The following is a 21,341-nucleotide window of genomic DNA, read 5'->3' as shown; positions in this document are numbered from 1 at the left end:
GCAGCGCGAGGTCCGGATGGCGAAGCGGAGCAAGCTCCGCTTCACGCGATACGGCATCCGGCTCCACGTAGAGCGGAGCTTGCTCCGCTGGCAACGCCGCGTTCGAGCCGCTCAGTCCGCCGCCGCTTCCTGCCGCAGCTGCCGTTCGCGGTCCTCGCCCAGATAGCGGCGGATGGCATACCGCATCAGGTACAGCAACGGGATCAGGGCGATCGCGGCGAGCATCTTGTAGACGTAGTTGACCGAACTGACCGCCAGGAACAGCGACGTCGGCCACTTCTGCGGGCCCAGCACGAACGCGATCCAGATGACCACGAAGCTGTCGACCAGCTGCGAGATCGCGGTCGAACCGGTCGCGCGCAGCCAGACCATGCGCTCGCCGGTGGCGACCCGGATCCGATGGAACACCGCCACGTCGATCAGCTGCCCGATCAGGAAGGCGATGATCGAGCCGACAATCGACCACATGCCCTGGCCGAAGATGGCCGCGAATGCGGCCTGGTAGTCCGGCACGCCCTGCTGCTCGGCCGCCTTGACCCACCAGCCCGCCGGCGCGGTGGCGATCGCGAGGAAGGCGAACACGAAGCCGTAGACGATCAACGCCACCGCCATCCACGAGATGAAACGCACGCCGCGGCGGCCGAAGAACTCGTTGATGGTGTCGGTGAGGATGAACACGAACGGCCACAGCAAGGTACCGACCGTGAAATTGAGCGAGCCGGTCTGGCCGAACAGGTTCCATTCCAGTGGCGCGATGCCGAGGGTGTCCTCGAGGGCGAAGATCTTGACCCCGATGAACTCCGCCAGCACCGCGTTGACGCAAAAGAACGCCGCCAGTGCGATGAACAGCCGTACCGCGCGATCGTCGAGGGTACGGCCACTCATCACTGCCATCGGTCAGCGCTCTCCCGCGCGGGTGAAGGGCATGGATTCCGGCGAAACCGCGCCGCCGGAGATGATGAAGCTCATCGCCTGATCGACCGTCCAGTCGGTCGGGGTCAGCAGTTCCACCGGCACGATTTCCAGATAGCCGGAGGTGGGATTGGGCGTGGTCGGCACGTATACCGCCGCCAGTTCGCGGCCGGTGCCTTCCTCGCGGATCACCCGGGTCACCAGGCCCACCGATTTCATGTCGCGATGCGGGAAGTCGATCAGCACAACGCGCTGGGTGCTGCCGGGCTTGGTCTGCAGGATGTCGAGCAACTGGCGCGCGCTGGTGTAGATGGTGCTGGCCAGCGGGATGCGCAGCACCAGCAGTTCGAACCAGCGCAGCAACTGCTGGCCGATCACGCGGCGGGCGAGGATGCCGACCGCGAGGATCGCCAGCAGGGTGGCGGCCAGCGCGATTGTGTTCTGCACCCACTGCGCGTTGAACCAGCCCAGCGCCTGCGGGAACGAAGCGGCGATCTGGTGCGAGACGGGGCCGACGAAGGGCTTGCTGATGTCGGACAGCAGCACGAAAACGAACTTGACCACCACCCAGGTCAGCCAGATCGGCAGCAGGGTGAGCAGTCCGGTCAGGAACAGGCGCTGCAGGGAAGGGCGGGAGGAGGCATCGGGGGGCATGGCGGCTATTGTAGGACCAGCCCGGGCCGGCGTGCGGGCTTTGCTACGCTGGGCGGGGGAACGCTGTGGGGAGCGATATGAAACGGATGTTGCGGACGTTGTCGGGGATCGTGCTGGCGCTGGGAATCCTGACGGGAGCCTTGTACGCCGCGTCGTGGCTGTTGTGGCCGACCCGGGCACAGGAACAGGCGCTGGCGGAGATGACCGCCCCCTTGCCGGTGCCCGCGGGACGCAACGCGTTCGCCGACGTGTGGCTGCTGCGCTATGACCTGACGCATGCCGAGCGCGCCCGCATCACCGCCGGCGATGTGGAGCGATTCAATCGACGTGGAGCGCCGGCGTTCGGAGCCGACGGCACCGTTGCGGCGGAAACGCCGGGATTCGCCTCCGCGGCGGAAGGACGATACCCGGCGGAGAGATTGCAGGACCCGGATCGTGTGTTGTGCGAAAGCACCGACGTCGATTGCCTCGACAAGGTGCGCGCGAAGCCGGAACAGGTGCGCGCATTGCTGGATGCGCATGCGGGTTTGCTGCAGCGGACCCGGGACGCGCTGGAAAACAGTGACTACCTGAGGATGCCGTTTCGTCTGACCTACGAAACGCCTTTCGCGATCACTGCGATGAGCGACGGAATGCGCCTGATGCGGACGGACGCCGCGCGGTTGTTCGTACAGGGTGATCATGATGCTGGATTGACCCGGGCATGCCGGGCAGCGGACGCGTGGCGGCGCTGGATGCGCGAGCCCGATCTGCTGATCGATCTGATGATGGGCGACTCGGCGCTGACGGGCTGGCTGGCCTTGCAGGGACAGATGCTGGCATCGCTGCCCGCCGATGCTCCCTTGCCGGCGGCATGCGCCTCGCTGCGCGATCCGCCGTCGCTGGACGAACGTTCGTTCTGCCGGGTGGTCCAGCGGGAGTTCGAGTTCACCCGCTCGCTGATCGAACTGGCCGGCGACGGGGCGGTGATGCAGCCGGGGGAACCGGGATGGCTCACCTCGCTGGCTTATCGAAAGGACGCAACGCTGGCGATGATGGCGGAGGCACGGGCCTGGCACTGCGGCGCGGTCGTGCGGCGCGAACTGCTTGCGGACCAGCCGGTGAGTGCGCCTGCGCCGCCTTCTCCGTGGCGGCTGGAATGCGCGGCGAACTGGTTCGGTTGCCAACTGGCCGCGATGGATCACGCCGGCATGACGGAGTACCAGCACCGCATGCAGGACCAGCGCGCCAGGCAGAACCTGATGGCCACCTTGCTGTGGTTGCGCGAACAGCCCCGCGAGGGTCGCTCGCTGGCGCAACGCGTGGCGGCCCGCCCGGTCGCGCTGAAACAGGGGCGCGATATCCGGGTGATCGACGGGCACCTGCGCATGCCCTTGTTCGAACGGCGGAACGCGGCCTACTGGGAACTGGCGATGCCCGCGGAACTGCGCTGACCGCTGACGTGGTGCATCACGCCGCCGCCTCGCCGTTGCGTGCCCTTGGTTTCAGCCGCACGTAGATCTGCTTGCGGATCCGCGCGACCACGTCGCCGTGCGCGTCGATCACGTCCACCGGCAGCCAGCGCAGGTGCTTCTCGCCGTTGGCGGCCTCGGCGCGGATGGCGTCGAGCATGGCTTCGTCCACGCGGAACTCGGCATGCACGGTGCCCTTGCCGGGTTTGACGAATTCGATTTCGCCGGCCTTGTCCCAGACGAAGTAATCGGCGCCCAGGCATTCCTTTACCAGGATCATCCAGAACGGATCCGTCATCGAGAACAGGCTGCCGCCGAAGTGGGTGCCGACGTAGTTGCGGTTCCAGGGCCGCATCCGCATCTCCACCCGCGCGCTGCGCCAGTCGTCGGCCATGCGGGTGACGTGGATGCCGCTGAAAAGGAATGGCGGCCAGACATTGAAGATGTGGCGGAGCGTGGAGGCTTTCATGCGGGGGCGGCGGGGGAAACCGGCGGACAGCCTACCATACGCACTGGTATGGTTTTGTTGTTGGCCAGAAATGACGGTTGTCGCTTGCTGGGCCGGGTCATTCGCAGGCACCGCAGCGCTGGCGGGCCGGGACGAGGCGTGGAACGACGACATCTCCATGACGCCAGGTGATCAACCCGCGACCCGCAGCGCCAATGCAGCGCGCCGGATGGCGACCCGCACCGCTCACACAGGGCGGTGGAGGCGTCGTCTCCGGAAATCCCACAGGCGGTTGCAGAAACGACGTGCGACGCGTCGCAACGCGCGCCAATCCGCGACGACTCATATTTGGTAATGATTATCATTTCCATTGGCGTGCGGCTCCGGATGGGGTTCACGACGTTCCCCACACCGATGGAGCAGTTCATGTTCGCGCAGTTCCGCTTTACTTCCGATCGTCTCCCGCTTCTTGCCGGCATCGCGCTGTTCGGCGTGTTTCCTGCTCGCGCCGCCGAGGATGTGCCCGGCGCGACCACGCTGGACACGATCAAGGTCACCGCCGACGCCATCGATCCCGATGACAGCAGGGCGAAAACCGTCAGCAGCGCAACCCGCATCGCGATGGAGCCCCGCGATGTGCCGCAGACGGTCAACGTACTGGAGATGAGCAAGTTCAAGGTGTATGGCCTCAATGACCTGAACGTGCTGCTGGACGGCACCCCGGGCGTGGACACCTCCTACGACATGCGCGGCGACGGCATCATGATTCGCGGGTTTGCGGCGGACTCCAACGACATATATCGCGACGGCATCCGCAACGCCGGGCAGATTCGGCGCGGTACCGCGAACGTGGAGCGTATCGAGATCGTCAAGGGGCCCGCATCGGTGCTGTACGGGCGCGGGCTGGGCGGCGGCGTGGTCAACCTGATCAGCAAGCAGGCCAGCTTCGATGCCGTCAGCAGCGTCAATACGCGCGCCGGATCCTGGGACAGCCGGGCCGCGACCGTGGACATCAACCGGGTGCTGTCACCGAGGTTCGCCGTGCGCCTGACCGCCGATCACGAACACGCGGACAGCTTCCGTCGCGGCATCTCCAGCCACAGCCGGATGCTGTCGCCCAGTGTCCTGTTCGACAACGGCGACGGCCTGGACTGGCTGCTTCAGTACACCGACGAACGGATCTGGCGCCGGCCGGATCGCGCGCCGGCCCACGACAGCCTGCCGGCCGGCGTATCCACCCGCACGGCGTATGCGCATCCGGACGATTTCGTCGCGGACAGGACGCGCACCTTGCGGACCGTGCTGAACCAGCGCCTGTCCGATGACTGGACGGCGCGCGTCACCGCCGCCTGGAACCGGTCGAGCCAGGATTTCGATCACCTTTACGCCGGAAGCTATTGCCGGCCGGACGGTACCCTCCTGGCCAACGGCCGGCCTTGCCCGACGCCGGCCGCCATGACCTTCACCCGCGCCTGGCAGGAAACAGACAACACCACCGCGACCGGCATGATCGACGTAATCGGAAAATTCTCCACCGGCAGGATTGCCCACGACCTGCTGGTGGGCGTGGAATACAGCCGCGAACAACGCAACCCGGATCTGGCGATGTCGACGCCGCGTTCGGACCCGTCACTGCGCTATCCGCATGGCGTGGATCCGTTTCATCCGGTCTGGCCGGGGCCGAAGACGCCGCGCGGACGGGCCACCACGTCCAATCGGCATGCCGCCGAGGCGCGGGCCCTCTACGTGCAGGATCTCGTGGCCCTGGCGCCGCAGTGGAAGATGATGGCCGGGCTCCGGTTCGATCGCTTCATGTTCCGGTCGCACAATCGCATCAATGGCAAGCAGCGGCGCTATGAAGGTTCGACCACCAGCCCGCGGTTGGGCGTGATCTGGCAGCCCACCGACGCGCACAGCCTGTACGCCTCCTACAGCCGCAACTTCGCCCCCTATGGCGGGCGCGGATTGATGGGCGTTGCCGTCAGCGAAGAGGCGGTGTTCGACGCCAGGCCGCAGTATTCACGCCAGTACGAAGTCGGCAGCCGCAATGACTGGTCGCAGGGACGCCTGTCCTCGCACTGGTCGATCTACGAACTCGAGCTCTACAACGTTCGTTATCAGCCCGACCCCGAGAACGATCCCTTCCATTGGGCGGTACGGGGACGCGAACGTTCGCGCGGTATCGAAGGCAGCCTCACCGGGCGTTTGGGCCAGGCGTGGTACGTGCGTGGCGGCGTTGGTCTGCAGGAAGTGCGGATCGTGCAGGACCGGGCCAACCCCGCCAACGAAGGCCGTCACCGCCAGGGGGCGGCACAAAAGACCGGGAACCTGTTCATGCGCTACGCGCCGGCTGGCGCCTGGTACGGCGAAACGGGCGTGACCTTCCGCGGTCCGATCTACAACGACCTTGCCAACACCAGCAGGCGTCCGGGATATGCGCGCTGGGACGCTTCGGTGGGCTGGCGGGCGCAGCCGTGGACGATCACGCTGGCGGCCACCAATCTCGCCAACAGCCGGTACTGGCGTTCCACCAGCATGCCGGGAACGCCGCGCAGCCTGCTGCTGAGCGTGAACTACCTGTTCTGAGCGAGCCGCCGATCGCCGGAGCGGACGGTGGACCGGGCCACCACCGGATCTTGCCGGTGGTGGACTTGCCGATGGCCGCGATGGGAAGGCATCGCCGCCATTCAGAAATTTTCCAAAAAAAAGAGCCCGGCGTGGCCGGGCAGCCCCTCTTGCGGACGCTTGTGGCGTTGCGTCCGTCAGGTACATGGGTGACCGAGAGAGAGAGTGGTCGGGGTGGAGATACTTTGCCCCCGGAATAACGATCCGGCTGTGCATGATTTGCGTGTTGGGTTATCCGCGAAAGGGAATTCGCAGCGCATGCCCTTCTTTCCGCCACCGGATCCGTCTCCGTTCCCCCGCAGGGATTCCCGCACGAAGTTCCTGACGGAATCTGCCGTGCCAATTCGTTTTTCTTGCACAACGTCAATGTGAAGTTCCCGTTAGTTTTCTCGGCAGGACGCCGGGCCGTCGCATGCCTGTCCGCAGCGCGGTCCGACAACGTCCATCTCATCCACCGATTCACTGCCGAGAGCGCCAATGACCAACCAACGGAACCCGAAACATCTCTCCAAAGGACTGCGCCGTACCGCCCTGTGTGCCGCGCTTGGCCTGTGCTTCGCCGGCGGCGTGCACGCGCAGTCCAATTCGTCCGGCGCGATCGTGGGTCGCGCCGCCGCCGGCGAAACGATCACCATCACCAATCCCGCCACCGGCTTCAGCCGCGCGATCACTGCCGGCAGCGATGGCAGCTACCGGTTCTCCGCGCTGCCCACCGGGCAATACACCATCACCTCCAGCAGCGGCGGCAACCGCACGGTGAACGTCAGCGTCGGCACCGCCTCCACCGTCGACTTCGCCGCGCGCGACGCCTCGACCCTGGACACCATCACGGTGGTCGGTGGCTCGTCGATCAATCCGATCGACGTGTCCTCGGTCGAGTCCACCACCATCCTGACCGCCGAGCAGATCGCCAAGGTGCCGGTGGCGCGCGACGCGACCAGCGTCGCATTGCTGGCGCCGGGTACCGTGCGCGGTGATGTGGCATTCGGCAACCTGGCTTCGTTCGGCGGATCGTCGGTGGCTGAGAACCAGTACTTCGTCAACGGCTTCAACATCACCAATTCATTCCGCAGCCTCAACTTCTCGCAAGTGCCGTTCGAGGCAATCGCCGAGCAGCAGGTCAAGACCGGTGGTTACGGCGCGGAGTTCGGGCGTTCGCTGGGCGGCGTGATCAACCAGGTGACCAAGCGCGGCAGCAACGACTTCCATGCGGGCGCGAGCATCTACTACACGCCCGATTCGCTGCGCGAGAAGACCCGCAACACTTATCTTGCCAACCCGCTGGCCTGCGGCCCGGCGCCCTACACCGCGTGCACGAAAGGCCAGTTGCGCCAGGACAGCAGCCGCGACAGCACCTGGGACGTCGAAGGTTCGGTCTGGGCCAGCGGCGCGCTGATCCAGGACCGCCTGTTCGCCTACGGCCTGATCGGCTACAAGCGGCAGGAACAGGAGCTGTGGGGCAACGTGCTGTCCAGCACCAACGTCGACAACTCGGTCAAGACGCCGACCTGGCTGCTGAAGATGGACTGGCAGATCAGCGACAACCATCTGCTGGAATTCACCGGTTTCTCCGACAAGGCCGACACCGAGACGGCGGTCTACGGCAACACCATCGGCGTGCTGGATAGGCAGGCCCTGATTGGTACCTCGTACGGCGAGCAGGGTGGCGAGAACTACGTGCTGAAGTACACCGGCTACCTGACCGACAACTTCACCTTGTCCGCACTGTACGGGCATGGCGAGTTCTCGCGTGGCCAGTACCTGCGCACGGCCTCGGGCGTGGACGTGCGTTACAACGGCGATCTGCACACGCCGGCCACCGGCTGCCCGATCATCGTTGATGCGCGACCGTCCTCGCGCCAGCAGGCCACCGGTGTGTACGCCAGCAAGTGCAACCTCACCGGCGGCGCGATCCCGCGTTCGGATTCCGGCGACACCCGCGATCAGTTCCGCCTCGATGCGGAATGGCTGCTGGGCAACCATCGCCTGCAGTTCGGCGTGGACATCGACAACTTCGAGTCGGTGTCGGGCACTTCCACCGAGGGCGGACGCGTGTGGCGCTATTCGACCCTGGCCGACGGCACCGACATCGTGCGCGAGCAGATCGTCAACCAGGGATCGGTGAACGAGGTCAAGCAGCGCGCCCTGTATGTCCAGGACAGTTGGAACGTCACCGAGAATTTCATCGCCTACCTGGGCGGTCGCTGGGACACCTTCGACAACCGCGATGGTTTCGGCAACACCTTCGTGAAGGTGAGCAACCAGTTCGGCCCGCGTCTGGGCTTCGCCTGGGACGTGAACGGCGATTCGAGCTTCAAGCTGTTCGGCAACGCGGGCCGCTATGCGCTGCCGCTGACTTCGGACGTGGCGACCCGCGGCGCGTCGGCTTCGATCTTCACCCGTCAGCAGTTCACCTTCACCGGCGTGAATCCGGACACCGGCGCGCCTACCGGGCTGGTGCCCCGCGAAGGTCCCCCGGGCCAACTGCAATACATCAATGGCGAGTTCGGCGAGCCCAAGAATCCGTTGACGGTGGCCGCCAAGGATCTGGACCCGATGTACCAGGACGAATTCATCCTGGGCTTCCAGGCCGCACTCAGCGATCACCTGTCGCTGGGCGTACGCGGCATCTACCGCAAGTTGAAGGCCGCGATCGACGACAACTGCGACTACACGGCGATCCTGGAGGCGGCGGGCTTCCACCTGGACGAGGACGACGGCTGGCTGGACGGACAGGGTCGCAGCCCGGCGCTGCCGAGCGCCGGCTTCCCGTACTGCCGCATGTTCAACCCGGGCAAGGACGCGGTGTTCCTGACCGACCTGTACGGCGACGGCAATCTGACCGAAGTGAAGGTCAAGGGCGATCGTCTTGCGCCGAAGGCCAAGCGCTCGTACCAGGCGGTCGAGATCTTCCTCGACGGCAACTGGGACAAGGTGTTCCTGCAGGGTTCGTACACCTACGCCAAGAGCAAGGGCAACACCGAAGGCGGCGTCAAGTCGGATATCGGCCAGGTCAACACCAGTGTCACCCAGGACTTCGACTACATCGAACTGACCGCCGATACCTTTGGTTACCTGCCCAATGATCGGCGGCACAGCCTGAAGCTGTTCGGCAACTACGAGATCAGCGACGAATGGTCGGTGGGCGGCAACCTGCTGGTGCAGTCGGGCCGGCCGATCAACTGCCTGGGCGTGCTCTATCCCTACCACGGCGACTTCCACGTCTACGGATCGTCGTTCATGCGTTGCGGCACGACGTCCGCGGGACAGTCGGTCAACCCCGACACCGGTGAACTGAACGGTCCGGTCGAGGCGGTGCCGCGCGGCACCAAAGGCCGCCTGCCATGGACCTATTCGCTGGATCTGAACCTGCGTTACGCGCCCGCCTGGGCCAAGGGACTGTCGTTCAAGGTGGACGTGTTCAACGTGCTCAACAAGCAGCGGGTCGTGTCGGTGGTCGAACAGGCGGAGGATCCGGATACCGGCCTGCCGTCGGACGCCTACCTGCTGCCCACCGCTTACCAGCCGCCGCGCTCGGTGCGCTTCATGGTGCAGTACGACTTCTGACCCGCGTCCGGTTTGCATTCCATGCCGTTTCGATGGCCGCCTTCCCGGCGGCCATCGTCGTTTCCGCCCATGTCGGGATGACGTTCATCACCTGCGAACGGCGATTCGTCACGACCGGGTTGAGGGGGGACGGGGCGGGGGACAGCATGGTCCCGTCTTGAAGGGGATGCGTCATGCGCGACGACACGGTGTCAGCCGGCAAGCAGGACTGGGAAACGGGAGTGTTGCCGCTGCGGGAAGACGACGGGGAACGGGAGTTTCCCGGCCACGCATGCGGCGTCGTACTGATGGACGCGGAAGGCGCCGACATCCTCCTGCCGCGCGCTGGCATCGGCAATAGCACGCTGTATCTGATCCACGCGGCCCGGCCCGGCGCCTTCGTCGAACTGCCGGCGGGCTGGTGGTCGGTGCTGGTGCCGCTTGCGGGTACGGTCAGCGCCGCCGGCGAGCGCTTGCGCTGGGACATCGACGCGGGCCGATGCCTGCTCTGGGATCGCCCCTTGCGGATGATGGGAGGTCGGTCGGACGGCCGCTGGCTGTGCCTGTGCGGCCCGATGGAAGCCTGGATCCGGGGAGGCTGCGAATCGCGGGTGATGGCGGATTTGCTGGCGGATGAAATGGCGTGCCCTCCGGATCTGGTGACGCGGCTCGTGGCGCTCAGGGCGATGTTGGCCGCACCGGAACACACGCGGGATGTCGCGCAAGGACCGGGCATGGGACATCGCGGGAAAGCGGCGATCGTCCGCAGCGTGTTCGGTGTCGCGGAAAGCATGCACGCGCAGCAGCAGGGACTGCGCGCGCTGATTGATCGTTGCCCGGGACGCAGCCATCGCCGCAAGCGCTGGTCGATGCAGCGCCTGCTGCGCATCCGTCACGCGATCGTCAGCGGTCATCACGACGGGCGGATGAGCCTGGATCGGCTGTCCCGCCAGGTCAGCTATTCCCGCGGACACCTGGCGCGGGTTTACCACAGCGTCTTCAGCGAGACTCCCAGCGAATGCGCAATCCGGATGCGCTTGCAGCGTGCGTTATGGCTGGTGGAGCAGACCGGGCTGGCCTTCTGCGATATCGCCGAATACACCGGCTTCGACAGCCAGAGCTCCTTCAGTCGTGCCTTCAAGGGCCGTCATGGCGTGACGCCCACGCAGGCGCGTGCGCGCAGTCGCGACGCGGGCTGTGGCGCCGAGCAAACCCGGCGGGGCGGTGTCCGGGCAGCGGAGCAAGCTCCGCTCCACGTGTAGCGCCGAGCTTGCTCGGCGGGGCGGTGTCCGGGCCAGCGGAGCAAGCTCCGCTCTACGTGGTTCAGAACAGCAGCGACGACATCCGGCGGCGGTAGCGGCCGACCAGGTCCTCGTCCTCGATGACGCGGAAGGCGTCGATCAGCGTCTTCTTGGGCAGGCCTTCCTGGTAGCCACGATCGCGGGCGAGCATTTCGATGAACTGCGTCAGCGCGGCTTCGTCGTCGCCAGCGATCAGGCGGTGCACGCCCAGCAGATGGCGCGCGCGCAGATCGTCCGGACTGGCGGCGACCGCTGCTTCCAGCACCTCCACCGGCGGCGCATCCTTGAGCGCCGATACGAATCCCAGCCGGGCGCGGGCGCGCACGGCGCGATCGTCGGTGGCGAGATTGGCGGGCAGGGCGTCCAGCAACTGCTCGGCCTCGTGGGCGGCGCCGGTCTTCAGCAGCGCCAGCGCCAGGTCCAGCTTCAATTCGTCCTTGTCCGGCTCGGCTTCCACCGCATGACGCAGCGCGACCACCGCGGCATGCGGGTCCACCGCGATCTCGGTGGCGGCCTCCGCTTCGTCGGCGGCCGCCGGTTCGATGCCGTGCTGCTTGAGGAATTCACGCAACTGGCCCTCGGGCAGGGCGCCGGGGAAACCGTCGACCAGTTGCCCGTCCTTGACCAGGAACACGGTCGGCACCGAGCGGATCTGGAAGGCCGCGGCGATCTGCTGCTCCTTGTCGACGTCGACCTTGGCCAGCAGGAATGCGCCGTTGTACTCGCCGGCCAGCTTTTCCAGGATCGGGCCCAGGGTCTTGCAGGGACCGCACCAGGTCGCCCAGAAGTCGACCAGCACCGGAACTTCCAGCGATTTGCGCAGGACGTCGGTTTCGAAGGTTTCGGCGGTGGCGTCGAATACGTGGGGCAGGTCGGTCATGGGGAAGAGGGCGGTCGTGGACGGATGCGGCCTGAGATGGCGGCGATTGCCGTTGCTTTCAAGCACGGGCAGCGGGTCGTCGCTGCCGCCCCCCTTCCGCCTGGAGATTCACCGCATGAACCCGCTGTCCCGCGTGGCCGCCGCCGGCCTGCTGCTGTTCGCTTTCCGTCCATCCTGGGCGGGCGAGGAAATCCGGCCCTCGGTCGAGCGCAATGCCGCACCGTCCGTGCAACTGGACCACTACGCCCGCTTCGAACTCAAGCCGGTGCGGATGGATGCGCCCTATGCGGGCCAGGAGACCAACGAGAAGGCCCGCAACGCGGTGCAGGAAAACCTCCGGCAGGGACTGGGGCAATGGGTGGCGCAGCGCAACGCCGAAGCGGTGAAGGCCGAGCCGGCGCAGACGCTGGTGATCGAGCCGGTGATCGAGAAAGTACGTTTCATCAGCGGTGGCAAGCGATTCTTCGCCGGTGCCTTCGCCGGCAGCTCACGCGTCCTCCTGCGGCTGCGCCTGACCGACGCGGCATCCGGCGAGGTGGTGGCCCAGCCCGAGTTCTACCAGCATGCGCGTGGCATGGCCGGCGCCTGGACCGTGGGCGGCGCCGACAACGCCATGCTGGCGCGGGTCGCCAGCCTCGCCGGGGACTACGTGACGGCCAACTACACCGCGCAGGCGGGAGGACCGACGGGGTGGGAAGAGTAGGGTCGCCATCCCGGGTCGCCCTGATGTAAAAAAGACTTGACATGTTGATCGGCCGATGTAAGGTTAACTTTACATTCGGCCAGGGCGTCATCAATGAAGGGATATCGGGGGAACAGGGCGGTCCGCTACGGATTGCTGGCGGCGGCGGGACTGGCGCTTTGGCTGCTGCTGGCCGGGCCGGGCCGGGTGCTGGGCTTGGACCCCGGCCAGATCGGCATGGCGCTGCTGGTCGCCACGACATGGATCGCGTTGTACTTCGTACGCCACGCGCCCCGCGACGAGCGCGGACAGACGGTTTCGCCGGGCGAATGGCGCGCCTGGATCGGTGTCGGGTTCATGGCGGCGGCGGTGGCCTATTTCCTGGCCAGGCTGGACCTGTTCACAGGACCGGAAGGCATGGGCAGCGCACACGCCCGCGCGGTCGCCCGCAACCTGGTGATGCTGGGCATCGCCTGGGCGGTACTGGGACAGGTGCTGGCGGCACGCTGGAAGGGCCAGATCCAGGAAGACGAACGGGATCGCGAGATCGCGCGCCGGGCCGCTCACTGGGGATACGGCGCGCTGGTGTTCTGCGTGATCGCGCTGGCCGTCACGCTGGGCTTTTCACCCGCGCACCGGCTGCAATGGGCCAGCCACTTCCTGCTCGCCAACCTGCTGGTACTGGTCCTGATGCTGGGGTGGCTGTGCGAGTACGCCGCCACCGCCGTCTACTACTGGCGCGATCGCCGGTGAGCGGAACGCCCATAGCCAACGACATCCGCCGCCTGCGGACCGAACGCGGCGACATGACCCAGCAGGCGCTGGCCGACGCCTGCGGGGTCACCCGGCAAACTATCATTGCGCTGGAGGCGGGGCGCTATGCGCCGTCGCTGGAACTCGCGTTCCGCATCGCGCGGACGTTTGGCATGGGTGTTGAAGAGGTGTTCCGTTGGGAAATGCAATGAATCGCTGGCTGCCGCTGGCCGGCATCGCCGGCGCGGTCGTGTTCGCCGCCGCCGCGGTGGGTTTCGGATGGGCCCTGCCGGGGTATTCGCACGTGACCCACCCGATCGCGGTGCTGGGCGCCAAGGGCATCCCGCACGCCAATGCCTTCAACCTGCTGGGCCTGATGCTGCCGGGACTGCTGGCCTCGGCGGCGATGCTGTCGCTGCGCCAGCGGCTGCCGCGCGACGCCGGCTGGCCGGGGCGGATCGGCGCGCAGTTGCTGTTCCTGTCCACGCTGGGCGTGGTCGCGCTGGGACTGCTGCCGCTGGATCCGGAGGATCTGCACAACGCCAGCAGCAGTTACCACGCCACCGCGTGGATGCTGTGGTGGGTCGCCTTCGTGCCCGGCGCGCTGCTGCTGGCGATGGGCCTGCGCGGCCGCGCGGGCTGGTGGGGCGTCGGCCGCGCCAGCGTGCTGGCGGCGGTGGGAATGCTGTACGCGGTGCTGTTCGCGGTCGATACGCTGCCGGCCGGCGTCGCCCAGCGGCTGGGCTTCGGGATCTGGTGGATCTGGGTCGCCTGGGCGGGCTGGGCCGCGTGGCGCGCCGCCGTCAGGGGCGCCTGACCCCTCAGGGCTGCTTGAACAGCACGCCGTCCTTCATCACCAGCGCGACTTCGAGCACGCGCTGGATGTCGGCGACCGGATCCCCGGGCACGGCCACGATGTCGGCGCGCTTGCCGGCCTCGATCACGCCCTGATCGTCCACCCCCAGCACTTCCGCCGCGCGTACCGTCGCCGCTTGCAGTGCCTCGGCGGTGGGAATGCCGGCTTCCACCATGTAAACGAACTCGCGCGCGTTGTCGCCGTGCGGCCCCACGCCCATGTCGGTGCCGAAGGCGATCTTCACTCCGTTGCGATACGCCTTGGCGGCGGTGTCCTGGATCTGCGCGCCGATGCGGGCGGCCTTGGGGCGCACGACTTCCGGGAAGTAGCCGTCCACCTTGGCCTTCTCGGCGACGAAGCGGCCGGCGTAGAGGGTCGGCACGTACCAGGTGCCGTGCTGCTTCATCAGCCGCATCACCTCGTCGCTCATGTAGGTACCGTGCTCGATGCTGGTCACCCCGCCGAGCACGGCGCGCTTCATGCCTTCGGTGCCGTGCGCGTGCGCGGCGACCTTGTAACCGTAGTCGCGCGCGGTCTCGACGATCGCCTTGACCTCGTCCACGGTGAACTGCGGCGCGTCGCCGGATTTGGCGTAACTGAGCACGCCGCCGGTGGCGGTGATCTTGATGACATCGCTGCCGTCCTTGTAGCGCTGCCGCACCGCCTGGCGCGCGTCGTCGACGGAGTTGATCACGCCTTCGGTGGGGCCCGGCGGGCCGATCAGGTGCGACAGGTGATCGTTGTAGCCGTTGCTGGGATCGGCGTGGCCGCCGGTGGTGGCGATGGATTTGCCGGCCGCGAAGATGCGCGGCCCCTTCACCAGGCCCTGGTTGATCGCATCGCGCAGGTGCGGGGCGATTTCGCCGCCCAGGTCGCGCACGCTGGTGAAGCCGGCCAGCAGGGTCTTTTCGGCGAAACCCACCGAGCGGTAGGCGAAATCCACCGGATCCAGGCGGAATCCCTCCGAATAGCTCTGCGGATTGGACTGGCTGCCCAGATGGACGTGCAGATCGGTCCAGCCGGGCAGGCAGGTGTGACCGGCCAGGTCCACCGTGCGGGCGCCGGGCACTTCGACCCGGCCTTCCAGCACCTCGGCGACGCGGCCCTGGCGGACCACCACGGTACGCGCCGGGAGCAGCTTGCCGCTGCGTGACTCGAACAGCCGTTCGCATTGGAGCGCCAGCGGTTCCGCGGCGCGAGCGGACAGCGGGACAAGCAGGATAGCCAAGGCCAGCGGCAGGGCGGGACGGGACATGCGGGGCTCCGGGGCGGGTCCGGGCCATGGTAGCCGAGCGTCCTGGCGTGGATCCGGCAGTCGGCCCGTGACCTTCCGGAGTGGAGCCCTCTGCTGCACTGCGGTACCCTTGCCGACTTTGCCGTCGCCTTTCCCGCCTACGCCTGCCATGTCCGCTGCCGAACCCGTCGCCTACGAGCCGAAATCCGTCGAATCCGCCGCCCAATCGTTCTGGGAGACGCGCCGGGCCTTCGAGGTCGACGAACAGTCCGACAAGCCCAAGTACTACTGCCTGTCGATGCTGCCGTATCCGTCCGGCGCGCTGCACATGGGCCATGTGCGCAACTACACCATCGGCGACGTGATCAGCCGCTACAAGCGCATGACCGGCCACAACGTGCTGCAGCCCATGGGCTGGGACGCGTTCGGCCTGCCGGCCGAGAACGCGGCGATCAAGAACCGCACCGCGCCGGCCAAGTGGACCTACGCCAACATCGACCACATGCGCAGCCAGCTGAAACTGCTGGGTTACGCCATCGACTGGTCGCGCGAGTTCGCCACCTGCCGTCCGGACTATTACGTCCACGAACAGCGCATGTTCACCCGCCTGCTGCGCAAGGGCCTGGCCTACCGCAAGAATTCGGTCGTGAACTGGGATCCGGTCGACCAGACCGTGCTGGCCAACGAGCAGGTTATCGACGGCCGCGGCTGGCGCTCGGGCGCCGTGGTCGAGAAGCGCGAGATTCCGCAGTGGTTCCTGCGCATCACCGACTACGCCCAGGAACTGCTGGATGGCCTGGACGAACTGCCGGGCTGGCCCGACGCGGTCAAGACCATGCAACGCAACTGGATTGGCCGTTCGGAGGGCCTGGAGATCCAGTTCGCGGTCGAAGGCAATGATCCGCTGACCGTATTCACCACCCGTCCCGACACGCTGATGGGCGTGACCTTCGTGTCGATCGCCGGCGAGCACCCGCTGGCGCTGAAGGCCGCCGCGTCCAATCCCGCGCTGGCCGCGTTCCTGGCCGAACTGAAGCAGGGCGGCGTGTCCGAGGCCGAGCTGGAAACCCAGGAAAAGCGCGGCATGGACACCGGCCTGCGCGCCGTGCATCCGATCACCGGCGAAAAGCTGCCGGTGTGGGTGGCCAACTTCGTGCTGATGGGCTACGGCACCGGCGCGGTGATGGCGGTGCCCGGCCACGACCAGCGCGATTTCGAGTTCGCCACCAAGTACCAGTTGCCGATCCAGCAGGTCATCGCGCTGAAGTCGCCGCGCAATGACGAGGAGGCCAGCTACGACCCGACGATCTGGCGCGATTGGTATGGCGACAAGACCCGCGAGGACCTGGAACTGGTCAACTCGGGCGAGTTCGACGGCCTGGGCTACCAGGGCGCCTTCGAGGCGCTGGCCGAGCGCTTCGAACGCCAGGGCCGCGGCCAGCGCCGGGTCAACTACCGCCTGCGTGACTGGGGCGTCAGCCGCCAGCGCTACTGGGGCTGTCCGATTCCGGTGATCTACTGCGACAAGTGCGGCGCGGTGCCGGTGCCTGATTCGCAACTGCCGGTGGTGCTGCCGGAAGACGTCACCCTGGACGGGGTGAAATCGCCGATCAAGGCAGATCCGGAATGGCGCAAGACCACCTGCCCGGAATGCGGCGGCGCGGCCGAGCGCGAGACCGACACCTTCGACACCTTCATGGAGTCGAGCTGGTACTACGCGCGCTACACCTCGCCGGGCGCCAGGGACATGGTCGACAAGCGCGGCAACTACTGGCTGCCGGTGGATCAGTACATCGGCGGCATCGAGCACGCGATCCTGCACCTGATGTATTTCCGCTTCTACCACAAGCTGCTGCGCGACGCGCGGCTGGTGGACAGTGACGAACCGGCGACCAACCTGCTGACCCAGGGCATGGTCATCGCCGAGACCTTCTATCGCGACAATCCGGATGGCTCCAAGGACTGGATCAATCCGGCCGACGTGGACGTGCAGCGCGACGAGCGCGGCCGCATCACCGGCGCGACCCTGCGCGCGGACGGCGCGCCGGTGCAGATTGGCGCGGTCGAGAAGATGTCCAAGTCGAAGAACAACGGCGTGGACCCGCAGGCGATGGTGGAGCGGTTCGGCGCCGACACCGTACGCCTGTTCTCGATGTTCGCCGCGCCGCCGGAGCAGTCGCTGGAGTGGAACGAGGCCGGCGTGGAAGGCATGGCGCGGTTCCTGCGCCGCCTGTGGACGCAGGTGCAGAAGCATGCGGCTGACGGTCCGGCGCCCGCGGTGGATCCGGCCACGCTGAGCGCCGGGCAGAAGGCGCTGCGCCGCAAGACCCACGAAACCATCGACAAGGTCGGCAACGACTATGGCAAGCGCCACAGTTTCAACACCGCGATCGCCGCGGTGATGGAGCTGTCCAACGCGGTGTCGAAATTCGACGACGCCAGCGACAGTGGCCGCGCGGTGCGCCAGGAGGCGCTGGAAGCGGCGGTGCTGCTGCTCAACCCGATCACGCCGCATGCCAGCCACGCGCTGTGGCAGGCGCTGGGCCATCCGGAAACGCTGCTGGAAGACGTCGCCTTCCCGCAGGTCGACCCGGCCGCGCTGGTGCGCGATTCGGTGACCCTGGCGGTGCAGGTCAACGGCAAGCTGCGCGGCACCATCGAGGTCGCCGCCGACGCCGCCCGCGAGCACATCGAGGGGCTGGCCCGGGCCGAACCGAACACCGCCAAGTTCCTGGAAGGCGCGACCATCCGCAAGGTGATCATCGTGCCGGGCAAGATCGTCAATATCGTCGCCGGCTGAGCCGGCTTGGACGCGTGGGCGATCCGCGTCGTCCAACCCCGCCCCGCGATCGCCGCCGTTCGCGGGGGGACCGTTCCAGACGTGCGCGGCGTCATCTCCCCTTCGCCGTCATCCCGGCGAAGGCCGGGATCCGTTTCCCCGAAAGGGTGAATCCCACGCGCCACCCGATTCCGGCTTGGCTTGCCATTTGGCCGTCGAAGGCCGCTGGATGAAGATGCGTATGACGGTAGAAGCCGCGCATTGCCGCATCGACATCCCCAATCCCCAATCCCGAATCCCCCGTATTCACCTGCGGGCCGGCTAGGCTATTGCCGCCTTTCGCGGCCTCGTCCAGACTTCGCCCATGATCCGAACCCGATTCCTTGCCGCCGCCGCCTTGGCCCTGTTGCTGGCCGGCTGCGGATTCCACCTGCGCAGCCGCATCGCGCTCCCTTCCGATCTGGGACCGGTCCTGGTCCGCTCTGCCGCGACCTACAGCGACCTGGCTTACAAGCTGGTGCGCGGGTTGCAGGCGGCCGGTGCCGACGCGCATACGCCCACGACGGCGGACCTGGAGGCGGCGAAAGCCGCCGCCGCCAGCGGCGACATGGTCCCCAGGAAGGCGGAACTGGTCATCGTCTCCGAGCGCTGGGGTGATCTGCCGATCGCGGTGGACGCACTGGGCCGCGCCCAGGAGTACAGCCTGCGCTACGCCGTCGTGTTCGTGTTCCGCAAGGCCGACGGCACCGATCTGGTGCCGCAGCAGGTGGTGGAGCTTTCGCGCGACTACGTGTCGCCGCCGGAGAACGCCACCGGTACCACGACCGAGCGCGAGATCCTGGCCGACGAACTGCGGCGCGAGATGTCCGCTTCGATCCTGCGCCGGGTCGACGGTGTGGTGCGCGCCGGCCAGATGGTCAAGCCGGCCGATGGAACTTAAGCCCGAACAGATCGCCGCACGCGCCGATGAGCCGCTGCTCCCGGCGTACCTGATCGCCGGGCCGGAAATGCTGCGGGTGCTGGAAGCCGCCGACGCGGTGCGCGCGCAGGCACGTGCGCAGGGCATCGGCGAGCGCGAGGTATTCGACGCCGACGGGCGCGATTTCGACTGGAACGAGCTCGATGCCAGCTTCCACGCCCCGAGCCTGTTCAGCGCGCGGCGCCTGGTCGAGGTACGCCTGCCAGGCGGCAAGCCGGGCAAGGAGGGCGCCGAGGTCATCAGCCGGTTCTGCGCGAATCCGCCGCCCGACGTGGTCCTGCTGATCACCGCCGGTGAATGGTCGAAGGCCCATCAGGGCAAATGGGCCGACGCCGTCGCGCAGATCGGCGTCCTCGCCGTCGCCTGGGCCATCAAGCCGCACGAACTGCCTGGCTGGATCGAGAGCCGGCTGCGCGCGCGCGGGCTGCGGGCCGACCGCGACGCGGTGCAGGCGCTGGCCGAGCGGGTGGAAGGCAACCTGCTGGCCGCGGCGCAGGAGATCGACAAGCTGGCGCTGCTGGCGCAGGGCGGAAGCCTGTCGGCGGAAACCATGCAATCGCTGGTGGCCGACGCCGCGCGCTACGACGTGTTCCGCCTGACCGACGCCATGCTGGCCGGGCAGGGGCCGCAGGTGTCGCGGATGCTGGCCGGCCTGCGCGCCGAGGGCGACGTGGTCGCCGGCCTGATGCCGATGGTGGTCAAGGAATTGCTGCGCACCGCCCATCTGGCGAGGGTGCAGGCGTCCGGCGGCAACCTGGCCGCGGAAATGAAATCGCAGGGCATCTGGGAATCCAAACAGGCGCCGTTCAAGCGGGCCTTGCAGCGGCACGCCGCACCGCAGCGCTGGGAGCGTTTCGTCGCCGAGGCCTCGCGCATCGACCGCATCGCCAAGGGCCGCGCGCCGGGCGACGCCTGGGTGGCGATGGAACGGCTGCTGCTGGCCGTGGCCGAGGCGCGCGCGGTGCGCCTGCTGGTGGCCTGAGGCGGATCTTTTCCCGCGCCGGCAATCCCCGCACACTGCCACGGTCTCCGCGACGGCCCTGACACCGCATGCTCCACCTTTTCTACGGCGGCACCTTCGATCCCGTCCATAACGGGCATCTGGCCATTGCGCGGGCGGCCCGCGACGAACTCGACACCCTGGTCGCGCTCACGCCCGCGGCGGATCCGCCGCATCGCGCCCCGCCGGGCGCCAACGCGGCGCAGCGCGCACGGATGCTGGAACTGGCCATCGACGGGGAGGTCGGCCTGCATGTCGATCGCCGCGAACTGCGCCGCGCGCTGCGCCAGCCCGAGCGCCGCTCGTACACCGTCGACACCCTGCGCGAACTGCGTGGCGAACTCGGCGCGCGCACGCCGATTGCATGGCTGGTGGGAGCCGACAGCCTGGTCGGACTGCCCACCTGGCACGAATGGCGGGACTTGTTCGAACTGGCGCATTTCGTGGTGGCCGAGCGCCCGGGCAGTCCGCTGGACGGCGAGTTGCCGGTTGAACTCGCCGCCACGATTGCCGGTCGCTGGACGACCGATGCCGGCGACCTGCGTGCGTCTCCCGCGGGGCGGATACATCGGCTGCACCAGCCGCTGCAGCCGGAGTCGGCCAGCGACGTGCGCCGGCGGATCGCCGAAGGCTGGCCCTGGGAAGACCTGGTCCCGCCCGCCGTGTCCGCCTATATCGCGGACGAGCGGCTCTACTTCACGTCGGCGGCGGCGGACGGTCCGGTATAATCGGGCCGAGTTCCCGGAGTCACCAGACCTTTGTCCAGCCAAGCGCAAGTCATCAAGACCCGTCTTCCCAGCCCCCCGCCGGCCGTGCCGGTCCTGCTCGCCAACGTGCACGCGGCGGTGGAAGAACTGAAAGCCAAGGATGTCGTTGAAATCGATGTGCGCGGCAAATCCAGCGTCGCCGATTTCCTGGTGATTGCGTCCGGCACGTCCACCCGCCACGTCAAGTCGATCGCCGACGAAGTGGTCAAGTTCGCCAAGAAGCTCGACGTCATGCCGCTGGGCGTGGAAGGCGAGCGCGAGGCCGAGTGGGTGCTGGTGGACCTGGGCGACGTGATCGTCCACATCATGCTGCCGCGGGTGCGCGAGTTCTACGCGCTGGAGCGGCTGTGGACGGTGGGCGACCAGCCGCCGGAGCAGGACGAAGTCGAAACCGGTGCGGAAGATCGCCTGTAAGCGGCTTTCGGTTCCGCGATGAAACAACGGCGCCGAAAGGCGCCGTTGTCGTTTACGTGG

Annotated in this window: 18 protein-coding genes; 13 read left to right on the top strand and 5 right to left on the bottom strand. The window is 67.3% G+C overall.

The genetic code is table 11. The features are described from left to right. Positions 1-111: 111 nt before the first annotated feature. Together FHW78_RS16795 and FHW78_RS16790 are read right to left on the bottom strand one after the other, a co-directional pair. Positions 112-885 (bottom strand): queuosine precursor transporter, encoded by a 774-nt coding sequence (locus FHW78_RS16795; RefSeq protein WP_183643292.1) that lies wholly within the window; start codon positions 883-885, stop codon positions 112-114. Between the two features lie 12 nt (positions 886-897). Beyond that, positions 898-1,566, bottom strand: coding sequence for a DUF502 domain-containing protein (locus tag FHW78_RS16790; RefSeq protein WP_141453604.1), 669 nt, complete (start codon positions 1,564-1,566; stop codon positions 898-900). A 77-nt stretch (positions 1,567-1,643) separates the two neighbouring features. On the opposite strand from FHW78_RS16790, the gene FHW78_RS16785 reads away from it, so the two are divergent. Further along, positions 1,644-2,999, top strand: coding sequence for a hypothetical protein (locus FHW78_RS16785; RefSeq protein ID WP_183643289.1), 1,356 nt, complete (start codon positions 1,644-1,646; stop codon positions 2,997-2,999). A 16-nt stretch (positions 3,000-3,015) separates the two neighbouring features. On the opposite strand, the gene FHW78_RS16780 is transcribed toward FHW78_RS16785, so the two are convergent. Continuing rightward, positions 3,016-3,486 (bottom strand): DUF4442 domain-containing protein, encoded by a 471-nt coding sequence (locus tag FHW78_RS16780; RefSeq protein WP_183643286.1) that lies wholly within the window; start codon positions 3,484-3,486, stop codon positions 3,016-3,018. Positions 3,487-3,891: 405 nt separating this feature from the next. Between FHW78_RS16780 and FHW78_RS16775 the strand changes: the two genes are divergently transcribed. From FHW78_RS16775 to FHW78_RS16765, 3 genes are all read left to right on the top strand, one after another. Further along, a complete protein-coding gene (locus FHW78_RS16775) occupies positions 3,892-6,051 on the top strand; it encodes a TonB-dependent siderophore receptor (protein ID WP_183643283.1) in 2,160 nt (719 codons plus the stop codon). 516 nt (positions 6,052-6,567) lie between these two features. After that, entirely contained in the window at positions 6,568-9,657 is a 3,090-nt protein-coding gene (locus tag FHW78_RS16770) for a TonB-dependent receptor (RefSeq protein WP_183643280.1), read from the top strand. Positions 9,658-9,830: 173 nt separating this feature from the next. Continuing rightward, a complete protein-coding gene (locus FHW78_RS16765; protein ID WP_183643277.1) occupies positions 9,831-10,898 on the top strand; it encodes an AraC family transcriptional regulator in 1,068 nt (355 codons plus the stop codon). Between the two features lie 61 nt (positions 10,899-10,959). Here the strand turns inward: FHW78_RS16765 and trxA are convergent, their stop codons facing one another. After that, a complete protein-coding gene (gene trxA, locus FHW78_RS16760) occupies positions 10,960-11,817 on the bottom strand; it encodes a thioredoxin (protein ID WP_183643274.1) in 858 nt (285 codons plus the stop codon). A gap of 115 nt (positions 11,818-11,932) precedes the next feature. Between trxA and FHW78_RS16755 the strand changes: the two genes are divergently transcribed. The 4 genes from FHW78_RS16755 to FHW78_RS16740 all read left to right on the top strand — a co-directional run bounded on the left by FHW78_RS16755 (position 11,933) and on the right by FHW78_RS16740 (position 14,069). After that, a complete protein-coding gene (locus FHW78_RS16755) occupies positions 11,933-12,520 on the top strand; it encodes a hypothetical protein (protein ID WP_183643270.1) in 588 nt (195 codons plus the stop codon). Positions 12,521-12,613: 93 nt separating this feature from the next. Beyond that, positions 12,614-13,252 carry a hypothetical protein gene (locus tag FHW78_RS16750; RefSeq protein ID WP_183643267.1) on the top strand — a complete coding sequence of 213 codons (639 nt, stop codon included), beginning with the start codon at positions 12,614-12,616 and terminating at the stop codon, positions 13,250-13,252. An 11-nt stretch (positions 13,253-13,263) separates the two neighbouring features. Then, on the top strand, positions 13,264-13,464 hold the full coding sequence (locus FHW78_RS20065; RefSeq protein WP_218533674.1) for a helix-turn-helix transcriptional regulator: 201 nt from the start codon (positions 13,264-13,266) through the stop codon (positions 13,462-13,464). After that, positions 13,461-14,069, top strand: a complete 609-nt coding sequence (locus FHW78_RS16740; RefSeq protein ID WP_183643262.1) for a DUF998 domain-containing protein — start codon at positions 13,461-13,463, stop codon at positions 14,067-14,069. Before FHW78_RS20065 ends, FHW78_RS16740 begins: the two co-directional genes overlap by 4 nt. 4 nt (positions 14,070-14,073) lie before the next feature. Here FHW78_RS16740 and FHW78_RS16735 read toward each other — a convergent pair whose 3' ends face one another. Beyond that, positions 14,074-15,363, bottom strand: coding sequence for an amidohydrolase family protein (locus FHW78_RS16735; RefSeq protein WP_183643259.1), 1,290 nt, complete (start codon positions 15,361-15,363; stop codon positions 14,074-14,076). Positions 15,364-15,511: 148 nt separating this feature from the next. On the opposite strand from FHW78_RS16735, the gene leuS reads away from it, so the two are divergent. From leuS to rsfS, 5 genes are all read left to right on the top strand, one after another. Further along, on the top strand, positions 15,512-18,142 hold the full coding sequence (gene leuS, locus FHW78_RS16730; protein ID WP_183643256.1) for a leucine--tRNA ligase: 2,631 nt from the start codon (positions 15,512-15,514) through the stop codon (positions 18,140-18,142). Positions 18,143-18,485: 343 nt separating this feature from the next. Beyond that, positions 18,486-19,061, top strand: a complete 576-nt coding sequence (gene lptE, locus FHW78_RS16725; RefSeq protein WP_183643253.1) for an LPS assembly lipoprotein LptE — start codon at positions 18,486-18,488, stop codon at positions 19,059-19,061. Then, positions 19,051-20,082, top strand: coding sequence for a DNA polymerase III subunit delta (holA, locus tag FHW78_RS16720; protein ID WP_183643250.1), 1,032 nt, complete (start codon positions 19,051-19,053; stop codon positions 20,080-20,082). Before lptE ends, holA begins: the two co-directional genes overlap by 11 nt. A 68-nt stretch (positions 20,083-20,150) precedes the next feature. Continuing rightward, positions 20,151-20,828: a nicotinate-nucleotide adenylyltransferase gene (gene nadD / locus FHW78_RS16715; RefSeq protein WP_183643247.1), complete on the top strand. Its 678-nt coding sequence runs from the start codon at positions 20,151-20,153 to the stop codon at positions 20,826-20,828. 30 nt (positions 20,829-20,858) lie between these two features. Continuing rightward, on the top strand, positions 20,859-21,281 hold the full coding sequence (rsfS, locus tag FHW78_RS16710; protein ID WP_183643244.1) for a ribosome silencing factor: 423 nt from the start codon (positions 20,859-20,861) through the stop codon (positions 21,279-21,281). The last annotated feature ends 60 nt before the right edge of the window (positions 21,282-21,341 follow it).

The organism is Pseudoxanthomonas sp. OG2 (assembly GCF_014192765.1).
Taxonomy (GTDB): domain Bacteria; phylum Pseudomonadota; class Gammaproteobacteria; order Xanthomonadales; family Xanthomonadaceae; genus Pseudoxanthomonas_A; species Pseudoxanthomonas_A beigongshangi.
The sequence above is the reverse complement of the archived record's forward strand: the minus strand, read 5'-3'. Positions and strand labels throughout refer to the sequence as shown.

Coding starts and splice junctions, on each gene's coding strand:
- FHW78_RS16740 (WP_183643262.1), top strand. CDS start 13,461: ATGAATCGCTGGCTGCCGCTGGCCGGCATCGCCGGCGCGGTCGTGTTC.
- holA (WP_183643250.1), top strand. CDS start 19,051: ATGGAACTTAAGCCCGAACAGATCGCCGCACGCGCCGATGAGCCGCTG.
- FHW78_RS16775 (WP_183643283.1), top strand. CDS start 3,892: ATGTTCGCGCAGTTCCGCTTTACTTCCGATCGTCTCCCGCTTCTTGCC.
- FHW78_RS16785 (WP_183643289.1), top strand. CDS start 1,644: ATGAAACGGATGTTGCGGACGTTGTCGGGGATCGTGCTGGCGCTGGGA.
- FHW78_RS16765 (WP_183643277.1), top strand. CDS start 9,831: ATGCGCGACGACACGGTGTCAGCCGGCAAGCAGGACTGGGAAACGGGA.
- FHW78_RS16755 (WP_183643270.1), top strand. CDS start 11,933: ATGAACCCGCTGTCCCGCGTGGCCGCCGCCGGCCTGCTGCTGTTCGCT.
- FHW78_RS16790 (WP_141453604.1), bottom strand. CDS start 1,566: ATGCCCCCCGATGCCTCCTCCCGCCCTTCCCTGCAGCGCCTGTTCCTG.
- FHW78_RS16795 (WP_183643292.1), bottom strand. CDS start 885: ATGAGTGGCCGTACCCTCGACGATCGCGCGGTACGGCTGTTCATCGCA.
- FHW78_RS16780 (WP_183643286.1), bottom strand. CDS start 3,486: ATGAAAGCCTCCACGCTCCGCCACATCTTCAATGTCTGGCCGCCATTC.
- nadD (WP_183643247.1), top strand. CDS start 20,151: ATGCTCCACCTTTTCTACGGCGGCACCTTCGATCCCGTCCATAACGGG.
- lptE (WP_183643253.1), top strand. CDS start 18,486: ATGATCCGAACCCGATTCCTTGCCGCCGCCGCCTTGGCCCTGTTGCTG.
- FHW78_RS16770 (WP_183643280.1), top strand. CDS start 6,568: ATGACCAACCAACGGAACCCGAAACATCTCTCCAAAGGACTGCGCCGT.
- FHW78_RS16750 (WP_183643267.1), top strand. CDS start 12,614: ATGAAGGGATATCGGGGGAACAGGGCGGTCCGCTACGGATTGCTGGCG.
- leuS (WP_183643256.1), top strand. CDS start 15,512: ATGTCCGCTGCCGAACCCGTCGCCTACGAGCCGAAATCCGTCGAATCC.
- trxA (WP_183643274.1), bottom strand. CDS start 11,817: ATGACCGACCTGCCCCACGTATTCGACGCCACCGCCGAAACCTTCGAA.
- FHW78_RS16735 (WP_183643259.1), bottom strand. CDS start 15,363: ATGTCCCGTCCCGCCCTGCCGCTGGCCTTGGCTATCCTGCTTGTCCCG.